The sequence below is a fragment of the Dapis hubbardiae BLCC-M172 genome, assembly GCF_050016015.1.
Lineage (GTDB): Bacteria > Cyanobacteriota > Cyanobacteriia > Cyanobacteriales > Microcoleaceae > Trichodesmium.
In genome coordinates this window covers 26,524-39,020 of record NZ_JBNHEQ010000243.1, presented here as the reverse complement: position 1 = coordinate 39,020, position 12,497 = coordinate 26,524, and the positions used below count along the sequence as shown (strand labels likewise).

The following is a 12,497-nucleotide window of genomic DNA, read 5'->3' as shown; positions in this document are numbered from 1 at the left end:
TAGCTACCGCATTTGCTGCGCCAACGCCTCTGACATATTTCTGTGCCATGATTGGTATCGGTAGAGGGCGAATGCCAGAAAGCCCCTACATGGTTTTTGGTAGGCAATATTTATGGTCATTGTGATTACCATTTTGAAGGATTATTAGGATGTAATTGATCTATTTCCCATTTTAAAGGATTTTCTATTATGTATTGTCGGAGTTGATTTAATGATGTTTCATTTCTGATAATATGCTCGTAATAATTGCGTTGCCACACAGGAACTGGTGTAGTTAATTGTTCGCCATGATAGGGAATGCGATTAATTCGTTTAGTGACAGCAGATTTGAATCCTGCCATTAATGATGATATTGATCGAGATTTCATCCGTAGGGGCGAACGGCCGTTCGCCCCTACATTGTCATTCGCCCCTACGTTATTAATGATAACAATACCATGTAAATGATTCGGCATGATTACCGAATAATCTAATTCTATTTCTTGACGCATTTGTGCCGATCGCTCCCATTCCTCAGCAACTACCTCACCTAATTGATTTAACTGCATTTTGCCGTCAATAATTTCTCCAAATAGAGTCTGACGGTTGTAAGTGCAAATGGTGATAAAATAGGCTCCAGCTTTTGAATAGTCATAACCTTTGAGACGAAGCGATCGCCGATGATGTTTTTGAGGATCGTAGGACATAAGGTTGATATTTCTTGTTTTTTTTCCTATTTTATCAGATTTTTGTTTGATTGGGATGATTGGTATCTGTGGGGGGCGAATACCATTCGCCCTTACATGATTATTTGGTAGGCAATGGTTTTGGGGTTGCTTTGGACACAGGGAGCGTCGCCTACACCATATTTATCGAAAATAATTAATACCCGTAGGGGCTTTCTGGCATTCGCCCATACCAGATGTATTGAAGAGGCAATGGTTTTTGGGTTGGTTTGGCCACAGGCAACGACCACCTCTTCCATATTTCTGTGAAACAATTAATATCCGTAGGGGCTTTCTGGCATTCGCCCATACCAGATGTATTGGAGAGGCAATGGTTTTGGGGTTGGTTTGGCCACAGGCAACGACCGCCTCTTCCATATTTCTCTGGAATAATTGGCATCTGTGGGGGGCGAATGCCAGAAAGCCCGTACCAATCGTTATTTTTTGATTAAGTCAATCCTCTATTTATATCTGACGATCTTTCATTTTGGTAAGATTTTTTAGGGATATTAAGGATGATTTAATGTTAGCATATTTTTGATGAAGAATAAGCGTCGGTGAAGCCTAGCGGTAGCTACATCGCAACCCAAAGAGAACTATTTGCTCTAATTGTTCGCCGTAATTTTTTTCTAATCCCTGGCGAGTTTGGGCAGTTATTTCTTTGAGTTGAGGGTTGGTGGTTGGAGTTGGGAATTTTTGCATATATTTGAGATTTGGCTGTTGTTTTTGATTGGTATTTTGGTATGGGTTGGTTAATGGGGATGGGAGCTATCCCCGATCGCATATTTCCGTGGAATGGTTGGTATCTGTAGGGGCGAATGGCCATTCGCCCATGATATATTGGGTAGGCGATCGCTCTTTTTTTTTGGAAAGGGGCGATCGCCTTTTAATAGGACGTTAATTAAATAACTATGGTTACTTTTCCTCCTCTTTCATCTTAGGGGTATTTGAGATTCACATGGTCAAATTCAAAGACAAGTGGCTCAAAGGTATGAAGGAATTCTTTTAATGTATTCTCTAAAGGTTTTAGGGTTTGGCTACTAAAGGCAGATTCAACAACTTTTTTCAGGCGACGATAAGCAGAACCTAAATCTAAGGAAATTACATCTTCACCTGCTTCCTCTAGTTGATCGGCAATAGCATCAAATTGTTTTTTGAGCTTGTTGTAAGCGCTATTTTCGTCTGCTTTCATCCGTTTGATATCGTTGCCAAACCCTTCTTTGAGATAATCTTTGGCGTTATCTAAACTCTTGAAAAATGACTTTAAGTCTTTCGTTGCACCTTCAATTACAGTGGAAATAGCCAGAGTAGAGAAAGCCGTATTTTCAACCGCGTTAGCAAATGCGCCCGTTTTGTGGGCAAATTTTTCTAATTTAGCGGCATCAAATACCTTGCCAACAATTCCTGCAAGTTTGGTAGGACACTTACAGTCTTTTAGATCGTCAACCGCTGGTTTTAACGTTTGAGGTAGACTGCTGAAAATACCGCCAATTTGACCGATACCTTCTAGCCAACCGAAAAATCCTCCTTTGTTAATGAACTTATCAACTACGACACCCGCAGCTTGATTAACTTGACCCAGAACGCCAAACAAGGAATTAGCGACTCCGCTAGTTAAGTTCTGACCCAGAGATAAAGCTTGAGCTAGAATAGTGTTGATGCCAGAGAAAAGGTCTCCATTTTCGATCGCCCGAACGGCACCTAAAATTGCGGTCGGGGCAGTTTTCAAAGCATCAACAACTGTCAAAAGTTGTTTGCCTTCGGGTAACTTCAGAAATTCTGCCTTAAACTGCGAGCCATTTATACCAGTAGTAACTGCTTCTGCCAAACCCTGAAGAATGGTTAGGACGCCTGCAATATCATCGCCAGATTTAATTGCCAGGATACCCTTATAAGCTCCGTTGGCTAGCGCTTTAAAACCATCAATAGTGCGCTTGATTGCTTCTAAAGTAGTTTTAGCAATGCTGGTTCCGAGGACGCAAACGCACGCGCCTGCTTTTTTAATAAATTCTCCTAACATACCGCTAGCAAAGCTTGCTACTCCTGTAACTACGTTAAAAATTGCACCCAACCAATCGCCGTTAACTGCTGCCCAAATAGCGCCTATCGCTACATTAATTATAGTAGTGAAAGGTTTTGCAGGAGGGAAAATTATACCAATTACACTTAGAACAATTTGAGCGATATTCACCAAGCTAGCCCAAAAAGCCTTTTTGCGGGCTTTCCGTTCTTCTTTGCGGTAATCCAGGATTTCTTTGATGATTTCATAGGATGCCGCTGCCAGTTCTTTAGAAATATTGACCGCATTCTTAGCGTGGGCGACTTTGAGCAGAGATTCCATTGCTAATGGAGTCAGGATTTGTCGTTCCCCTTGCAGTAGTTTTGCTTCATCCAATTCCTCTACAAATGCTTTGGTTGCTCCATGTAAATCATCTTGTGCTTGTTCGAGTAAAGTGGCATCTCGGCGTTCTTCCTCAATAATTTTATTAATTTCGGCGCGATGGCTATTGCCTTGTAGAATTAGTGTTCCCAGAACCGAACTCAAATTGTCTTTAGCAACCTCTTGCACTTTACCTTCCAGGGCATCTTGCAAGTCCCCTTGAGCATCTGCCAACAACGCCTTCACATCATCAGGTAAATCAGGCTGTTGCTGCTCCAAATTCTGCAATTGCCCCAACAACGATGCCATCTGAGACTGCAACTGAGCCGAATCACTACCACCAGCTACCTCATTCAAACCAACATCAACCCGCACCTGATTTACCGCTTGTCGCAAATCTTCCTCTGCTTGCAACTGCTCCAACTGTTCCAACTTCGCCCGCGCCTCTAAACGTTGACGTTCAATTTCGATTTGTTCCCGTTCGATGCGCCGTGCCACTTCCTCCTCTATCTCTGACTGCCGTTGGGCTGCAATTTGTTGTTCTAACTGAGCTTGAGCTAGGTTCAGTTGTTCTAAACTGACTAACTGCACAAAAGTTTGTTCCGTTTGTTGGCGGATACGACTAATACCATCTAACCGCGCTTGGGCAACTGCTACTTCCTGTTCTTTGGCTTCCCGCAGCTCTTGGGTTTCGGCAATCTTATTATTAATATCCTGGAGTATCTGAGCAGCAGTTTCCTGTTGCCGACTTAAAGCATCCATTTGTCCTTGAGCGGTATCTTTTATCCGTCGGAAATGATTAGCTTGAGCTTGCGCCCGGTGCTGTAACTGGCGATGGGTTAACATTTCCCGGTAGTAACGGTCTGCCAAAATTCTGTCTTCTGGTTTTGCCAAACCGCCAGCAGAACTACTCCGCTTATCACTTGCGAGGTCGCTGTAATCACGATAATAGATTTGAGCAGCACTAGCAATGTCGTTGTGAGTGGCAACTTCTAATAAATGTTTTGCCTCCTCGTTGCCCGCTGCCGTTACATCCTGCAACCGTTGCAAGATTTGGAACTCTAAGTCGTTGACTTGCTGTTGTTTTTTGGCAGCTTCTAAGGTGTAGTTGGCATTTAGTTCTGTTGCCTCTAACAGTTCCTTGAGTACCTCCTGGTGTTCCTTAGCAGCTTTTAAATGTTCGTCATTTTGTGCCAACAAGTCGTTTTGCACTTCCTGTAAAGGAGCGGTTAATGCCTGACTGCTGGCTTCTGCTTGTTCTGCCAAACGTTGGGCTTCGGCTAGGGCAGCGCGGGCATCTGCTAGTTGTTCCCGTAGTTGCTCTAAGTCGCTGTCGGGGGTTGTTAGGTAGGCATCTAATAACCGCTGTTCTGCCAGAATAACTTCGTTTTCTGCGGTTAGGAGGGTGCGTTTTTGACTAAAAGCTGCTTGCTGTTGTTGCAAAACGGTAGCTTTATTGTCTAGGAGTGCCAGAGCATCCTGGAGTTGTGCTTGTTTAGTCTGCAACTCGGTTAAATCATTACCCGTTCCCACAGCGATTTTTTCTGCCAATGCCTCCCCATCACCTATCAACTGTTGACGCAAATTATCTACTTGCTCGGTTTCTACATCCAAAGCCACAGTTTGTTGTTCCACCCATTTTTCCGTATCTGCCAGTTGGTTTTGCAACTCCTGGGATTGTTTGTTCAGTTCGCCACGACGTTCTAATATGTCTTCAACAGTATTGATATATTCTGTCGCATTTTCGTCATGCTCTTCCCACTCCGCCAAAACTTTAGCATTGTAGTCGTCCGCTTCCTTCTGAGCTTCTGCCAGTTTTTGTTCAATTTCTGGCAACAAGTCTTCCAGCAGTTGCAACTGTTCCTGAGCTGCGGGCATTTGTTCGCGGGCAGTTTCCAATACTTCCACCAGGTTACGACTGGCAGTAATTGGTGCTTCGGCAGCGTTGGTAGCATTCTGAGCATCTGCCCACTGTTCTGCTAGAGGTTGCAAACGGTCTTGTTGTTGGGATTGCCTGTCGGTGGCCACTAATTGATTGACCGCTTGTTGGCGGAGTTGTTGGGCGTATTTTGTGTAGGTATCCCAGATTATCCAGTCGTGGTCAACATGGGTAAGGAGTACCCAATGTTCTTTTTTCTTCCCAGACCTGCCACGTTTCCAAGTTTTGCGCCATTCTTGCCAAGTGGGACCGTTTTTGCGACTGCGTTGCCAGTGGTAAGCGCCTCGTCTTTCGTACCAGTCAGCTTGAGCTAGTGCAGCAGAGGCTTGCGCGTTGTTTTGGGCTTCTTCTGCTTTTAGTTGGGCTATTCGTGAACTGTATTTGTTGCTTTCTTCTTTGGTTTCGGCTTGCAAGACCTTAATGGCACTACCGTTGTTGGGAACTTGACTTAAAAATGCCTCGCGGTAGGCATTTGCAGTCGGTAGCTGGTTTGCTGCATCGCGTCTTTTTTCTGCTGCATTGGCTGCTGCTTGCTCCCTGTCGCGGTTAATTTTTGCCTGTGGGTTAGGAAGTCTTCCTGCCTTACGGCCCCACTTTACATAGTGTTCCCAACCGCTGTCAAGCCATCCTCGCGACACATGAAGGCGAACATCAGGATAATTCTGTAAGTATATTTGTTCGTTAAACTGATAAATCTGACCGTTCCAGTAGTTAGCATTCTGTTGATGTTGAAGGCGTTGTGCTTCGTTTTGTCTTGCTATACCCAGATCGTGTTGTAATTTAGCATTATATTGCTGCGGATACCTTGCTAACTGTTGATACTCAGCACCATAACGTTCTGCAATAGGCGCAATTTCCTCCCACAACTTCGCATCCTGCTCTATCCACTGTTTCAACTTCTCAATTTCCTGCTTTAAGCTAGTTTCCCCTGCTGCTAACTCATCGCGACGAGGCGCAACAACACCCAAGGTAGTAATAGCATCTCGCAAATCTTCTAAATTCCGGTCGCGCTCCCCATCCACCTCAGCCAAATTATGGTCTATATACTGAATCAAATCATCAACGGACTGAGACAGATTTTGCTGACTTTCTCCAATTTCCTGAGTTTGCTGATGCCCCTCTTGCAATTGACTTACCCACTGAGTCGCACTTGCAGTCAAATCTGCCCGTACTTGGTCATTTAGTTGAGCATAAGCTAACACCGTATCCTCATTAACCGCTTTTTCTGCTGCTGTCTCAGTCTCTAATTGACGGTTTAGCGCCTCTAACCGCTCATCATTACTATTGAGTTGTTCCCGAATTTCCAACTCCTGCTGTTCTCGGAGATTTTCTAGAGATGCAGTAGCTGCCGTCAGGCGATCGCTCAATTCCGTTACTATTTCCTGATTCTCCTGTTGACGTTGCAATAGATTTTTCTGTTGGCCAATAGTTTCGGTAATTAAATCTGTTAGCGCTTGACGACTGACCTCATCTGTAGTATTGTCTAACTCCTGTTGCCAGTCTGCTATCAAACTTCCCAAAGTATCAGCTTGGGAACCCAAATCCTGACTGCGGTCTTGCAACTGTTGAATAAACTCATTAACCTTTGGCTCCACCTGAGTCGCGAAGAAATCCACATCAGATTCAGTACCCAAAACCCCAAAGCTAATCAGATGATTCAAAGCTGCTGCTTGCTCCTTAGTAGTTTGAGCTAATTCTACCGATGCTGTTTCTGTTTGCCCAACAGCATTTTGGAAGTCTGCTAATTTTTCATTTTCTGCCTGTTGCAGAGGTTCTATAGCAGTAACTAGAGGGGGGATTTGACTTTCGATTTCTGCTGCTTTGGCAGTTAAATTAGCCACCTCTGGAGTAACTTTTGCCAACTCCTGCTCTTTACTAGCCACATTTGCTCTTTGAGTAGCGATCGCCTGGTTTAACTCCTGAATTTTCTTGTGAGCTTCCTGTCTCTTAGACCAATTCTCGTTACGCTGCTGTGCCAACCGTGACGCTTTCTGCAAATTAGCGCGATATGCTGCTGCGTGACCGTGGTGATATACATACTGGCGACCGTTGGAATACCACATCCGCGCCCGATGGTGTTGAGCTTGGTTGTAGTAATAAGCTTCAGCACTGTACAGGGATGGGTCTTGAGCATTTAAACTTTGTAACTGCAAGTGCTGGTTGCGGAGTTGCAGTTGAGTCAACTGTAAATCTTTTTTGGCAGTTTGTACCTCTGTTATGAGTTGCGCTTGTTGCTGTTGAGCGGTGGCAAGTTGAGTTTGAGTATCTGCTAGCTGAGATTGTAAGGATAACAGTTGTTTTCGTTCATCTTCCCCTGCTTTGCGAGTTGCTAAAAATTCTTCAGTAGCAGCTATTTGATTATCTAAAGCATTTTGCCAATTATCTTGTTGGTTTTGATATTCGGTTTCCAGAGCATCTGCTTGGTTAATTAACTCGAGGCGGCTTTCTAGGCGATCGACTTCAGCATTAACATGGCGGGCGTATTTCTCTGTCAGTTCTATTTCCTCATATTTGTCTGAGATTTCTGCCTCTTTATCTGCAATACGTTGGTCTATTTCTGCTAAAGTATCCTGGAGATAGATTTTGTCTGAGCTTTCTTTCAGTAGTTGAGCATCTAGCTCTTCTAGCTTTTCCTCATTAGTGGCAATATCAGACTCAATATTGCCGATATTTTGCTCAATTTGTCCTAGTTCAGATTGCAGATTTTGTAACTCTTGCTGTTGGTTGCTTAACTGAGTTTGCAGGTTTTGTTTCTCTGCTGCTATAGTTTGCTTTTCCTCTTGCAGTCCGGCAATATTTTCTTGTTTGGCCTCTATTTGCGGTTGCAAGTTAGTGGCGAGTTGTTGTGCTTGTTGGGCAGCTAAGTTGCGCTGTTGAGTGGTACTGTTGGCAGCAACAAGGTGAGCATCTCGGTTCGCTTTTGCTTGGGGGTTATATATCCAACCATAGACTGCTTCTTTATTGCCAGACTTATCCTGGCGATAGCCAGTCACACCCCAAGTATGAATTTGACCGTTCCAATAATTTGCACTATTTTGATGATACTGTCGCTGTTGCTCGAAATTATTAGTAACGGCGTTTGCTTGGTTTATTTGGTTGTGATAACCTTGCAACACCGACTGCTCTTGGTTAATTTCTCCCTGTTTGGCGGTTATTTTATCTTCAGTAGTGGCAATTTCGGTTTGGGTTTGAGTTATTGCCCCCTCTTGCCCAACAATTTCTGCCTCTTTATCAGACTTAGCTTGCTTGGTGGCAGCTAAATCATTTTCGAGGGAATTAATCGTATCTTGGGTTTGACTAATTGCCGTTTTTGTGTTATTGAGTTGGGAATCTTTGAGAGCGATCGCTTCCTCTAAAGTAGCGTTAGGTTGAATATTTTTTTGGATATCTTTGAAAATTTGCTGCTTGCTTTCGATAGCAGCAATAGTTGCCTGAGTAGCATAAATGTTTGGTTGCAAACTAGCCTCAAGGTGTTGTGCTTGTACAGTAGCTACATTCCGTTGTTTGGCATAATTATTAGCTACTGCTTGTGCAGCATTGCGTTTAACCAATGCTCCAGGATTGGCTAAACGTCCTTCGCGGCGTCCATATCGCCAATAATGATACCATGCACTAGGCATCCCTCCATAACGCTGACGTACTGAACGAGCAACATCTGGATTGTGAGCTAGATAGCTAGTCGTATTAAAAACACGAATTTTACTGTTCCACCGATTTGCATAACCTTGATGCTTTTGCCGTAGTCGCTCAAAATTACTCGCCACAGCATGAGCATCACTAATCTGCTGGCGATAACCATCTAAAATTTCCTGGTGCGGATCAATATCTGCTTGCAAAGCTTGAATTTGACTAGGCATCAACTTCTCAGCTTCAATATCCGCTTTTTCCAAACCTAAATCGCGATATTCTCCCTGAAGTCGCTGCAAAGTCTCATCCGCAGCAGTTTGTTGAGTTTGGGCAGCCGTCAAACGCTCTTCCAAGTCGTCAAACCCATTCAACAAATTATTATTGCGATTTTCTACCCCACGCAAAAAGTCAATATATTCCTGTAAAGGTAACGTATTGGTTTCTGGCAAATTCTGTTGTCGTTTTGCCAAATCATCAATCAAATTACCAATAGCCAAACGTTCTGGAGAGTCAGGAGCAGAAAGATTTAGTTGTTCCTCTTGCACCTTTGCATAAGCCAACTGTTGCTCTATCTGCTCTAGATAATTTTTGGTAGATTCTAACTGACTGGTTAGATTATTATTAGGATTATTAGCTACCTCAGTTTGCAGTTGCAATAATAACTGTTGGACAATAGTTATTTCTTCCGTTAACTGTTGAATCTGTTTTTGCACTGCTGCCCGACGTTCCTGATATGGCAGTAAATAACCGTAAGTTTCTAGGAAATTTTGCAAATCTGTTTGAGTTTGACTGCGCTGAGTTTGATTTTCCTCTACTTCCTCTTGAGTTTTTTGCAGCCGTTCCTCAGTAGCATCGGCTTTTTGCTGCTGTTCCGGCAATTCCTCAGTTTCCAGTTTTTGCAGTTCGTCTTTTGTTTGATTAATCTTCAAATCTAGAGCTTCTAACTGTTGCTGTTGGACTGGAGTTGGCAATGCAAGTAAATCCTTCTCAGCTTGTAACTGCTGTTCTTTAGCATTAATTTCATATTCGATGCCCCGCTTTAGTTGTGGCCAATCTCCCAGTCGTTGGGCTAATGCGGTTGCCTGTTGGTTCAAAGCATTTGCCTCAGTTTGTGCCTGTCGCGCCCATTGTTCAAAAGTGCGACGTTCTGCTTCGGCATTACGGGCCTGTTGTTTGGCTTGGTTACGAGGGGCGATGTGTTCTGGATACTTGCGCCAACCGTGAATTGGGGTACGATTCCAACGGAAAAAACCTGCCCAACCGGAAAAACCTGTGTGACGATAACCAATAACTTCCCATCGATTAATCATAGAGTTATGCCAGTTAGCAGTAAGTTGATAATGTAGGCGTCGTTTTTCTGCTGCTGCCGTTTGCTGCCAGTATTTTTCTGCAATTTGGGTTTGTTGTGCTGCTTTCTGTTTCAATAATTCTATAAGTTTGCTGATGTTCTGGGAACCGTCTTCTAGTTGCGATAAATTTTGAGCGTTACTGGCCTGTGCTTTGGCATAGTTGCGCAATGCCTCGGCTTGCTGTTCTAGTTGTAGTGCTAGCTGTTCATCTTCGTGATAATTTCTTAAAGCAACTGCTGCCTGTTCGGAAGCTCGATTTGCCTTTTGTTTTGCTTGATTTGCAAGACCTTGATAATAACTGTACTTGACAATATCCCCAGTCCACCTTCCACATTTATTGCGAGTTCCACGATAGTTGTGTGCTGTTTGTAAGTGCTGATGATATTGTTGAAGAAAATTCTTAGCTTGAGCAGAATAGTTATCTGCCTGTGCTTTTAGCGGTGCAATTCTATCCCGATAAGCTTTTGCCTGTTGTTCCAGTTTGGCTATCTCCTCTTTGACTGCCGATCCATCATCCAATTCTTTTTCCGTCCGAGCGATCGCCTCCTCCAACACCCTCAACTGTTCAGCATTAGCAACAACCAAATCATCCCGCTCCCCAGTCAAAGCAACTAACCCATCCTGCAAGTCTCCCTGACGCTCCAATACACCCTCCAACCGACTCAACTCAATCTGATAATGCTCCCTTGCCAAACCCAAAGCAGTCACCGACTCTTGATTTTTCACCAAACTTATCGCAGCAGCAGTATCAACATCCCGATAATTATCCAACGCCTCCGACTTCCTAGAAGCAATCTCATTCTGTAACTCCTCCAAAGTCACATCAGGATTACCCAAATCTCTCAAAACTTGCCATTGCTCAAATAACTGATTCTGAGTATCCGTCAAATCCTGAATTGCAGCTTCAGTTTCCGGCGACGCTGCTCGAACATCAACATCTACCCTACCCGCTCCAGTAAACGCCGAAATATCCACATCCCCAAACTTAACCACCGCCTCCGGTGCCACTAAACCAGCCATCAAAACCGCCTCAGTCACATCCAACAAACCAGCACCAGTCTCAGCATCCCAACCTTAATCACCCAAATCTTTAGCAGTTAGAGTCAACAACTCCTTCACTTGCTGATAACTCAACTCTAGGTTAGCTGCCCAAACTAGAGACGCAGCACCAGTCACATAAGAAGTCGCCCTGGAAGTACCCACAAAAGCATTCGGATCATTTTCATACTGCCCCCCAGGAGCAACCAAAGTCAAAGTATCGCCCCGACTAGAATAGTCCGCCACCTCCTCTAACTTATTCACTGCTCCCACAGTAATAATATTGTCAAACTTTTCCGCAGCTTTACCCAAAGCAGACATATCTCCACCAGTATTACCAGAAGCAGCAACCAACAAAACATTATTATCCCGTGCATATTGAATTGCTAATTGTTCCGCTTCCGTCAACTCATAGCGAGTTGTCACCTTTCCTGACTCATCCACCTGAGTCAAATCAAAACTGAGGTTGGCAATACCTCGCTCTTCTCCACTAGCTTTCAAGTTATCCACATATTGTATTAACCGTTCCGCCCAGTTACCATTATTAATAGATAAACGTTGATATTCAGCATTAGGGTTAACAGACTCAAATACTTCCGTCACATTTTCCCCATGTCCATCCGCAAAATCCAAAAATGCCACAGAAGTTTGAGGCGCATCAGGCAAAAGAATAGAAGCAGCTTCCGTAGCATTAATTAAATATTTATCCCAAATCCGAAAATCTTCATTTGCCAAAGCAGACTCCACAGAAGTCGGCAAACCTAAAGCACCCCCTACTTCCTCACTTGCCAAAAGTTTTTCCAAGGTAGCAACTGCTTCAGGAGACACCCCTGCTTTTGCTAAACTTTCTGGTTGTTGGATAGCATGGAAAATATTATCAAAATTAGATTCTAACTCAGTCGCTAAAGTTTCCAAAGCTACTTGTGCTGCATCGTTATCCAAACTAGCTAATAAGTCATCGGGGTTAGCATCAATAGCATTTTGTAACTCAGTTAAACCAGAATTAATAGTTGCCACAGACTCAGGCGCAACATAATTATTGAAAACATTAAAAGTATGAGCTGCAAAACCTCCAGTTTCAGTAGTCGCCTGAATAGTAATTTGACTTTCTCCAGTTTTCGGTAGTGCTTCTATAGATAGTTGGTTATTTTCTAAGTTGATATTGAGAAGTTCACCATTGCTACTTATGGCTTCATATTTCAGTTTTTCCCCATCTGTAGTAGCAAATACCTCAGAAATATCTATAGTTTGAGAGGATATTTCCGGTGTTAAAGTAATGTCGGAAATAGTATTAACTAAAGTAGGAGGTGGCGGGACAGAATTATTAATAACATTAAAGGTATGAGTTGCCACACCTCCTGCTTCTGTCGTTGCCTGAATTGTAATTTGACTTTCCCCTGTTTTGGGTAGTGCTTCTATAGATAGTTGGTTATTTTCTAAGTTGATATTGAGAAGTTCAC

5 protein-coding genes are annotated in these 12,497 nt (G+C 43.5%); all 5 read right to left on the bottom strand.

The window, feature by feature from the left end; genetic code table 11:
• Window positions 1-125: 125 nt before the first annotated feature.
• Window positions 126-686 (bottom strand): transposase, encoded by a 561-nt coding sequence (locus ACP6PK_RS22370; RefSeq protein ID WP_426562793.1) that lies wholly within the window; start codon window positions 684-686, stop codon window positions 126-128.
• A 175-nt stretch (window positions 687-861) separates the two neighbouring features.
• Window positions 862-1,104, bottom strand: a complete 243-nt coding sequence (locus ACP6PK_RS22365) for a hypothetical protein (protein WP_426562791.1) — start codon at window positions 1,102-1,104, stop codon at window positions 862-864.
• A gap of 164 nt (window positions 1,105-1,268) precedes the next feature.
• A complete protein-coding gene (locus tag ACP6PK_RS22360; protein WP_426562789.1) occupies window positions 1,269-1,406 on the bottom strand; it encodes a hypothetical protein in 138 nt (45 codons plus the stop codon).
• 235 nt (window positions 1,407-1,641) lie between these two features.
• Entirely contained in the window at window positions 1,642-11,046 is a 9,405-nt protein-coding gene (locus ACP6PK_RS22355; RefSeq protein ID WP_426562787.1) for a hypothetical protein, read from the bottom strand.
• Window positions 11,047-11,073: 27 nt separating this feature from the next.
• The coding region (locus ACP6PK_RS22350; RefSeq protein WP_426562785.1) for a S8 family peptidase at window positions 11,074-12,497 on the bottom strand (1,424 nt) is incomplete at its 5' end.

What these genes read in the sequence shown, in the direction of transcription:
- ACP6PK_RS22360 (WP_426562789.1), bottom strand. Translation starts at nt 1,406, where the DNA reads ATGCAAAAATTCCCAACTCCAACCACCAACCCTCAACTCAAAGAAATA.
- ACP6PK_RS22365 (WP_426562791.1), bottom strand. Translation starts at nt 1,104, where the DNA reads ATGCCAATTATTCCAGAGAAATATGGAAGAGGCGGTCGTTGCCTGTGG.
- ACP6PK_RS22370 (WP_426562793.1), bottom strand. Translation starts at nt 686, where the DNA reads ATGTCCTACGATCCTCAAAAACATCATCGGCGATCGCTTCGTCTCAAA.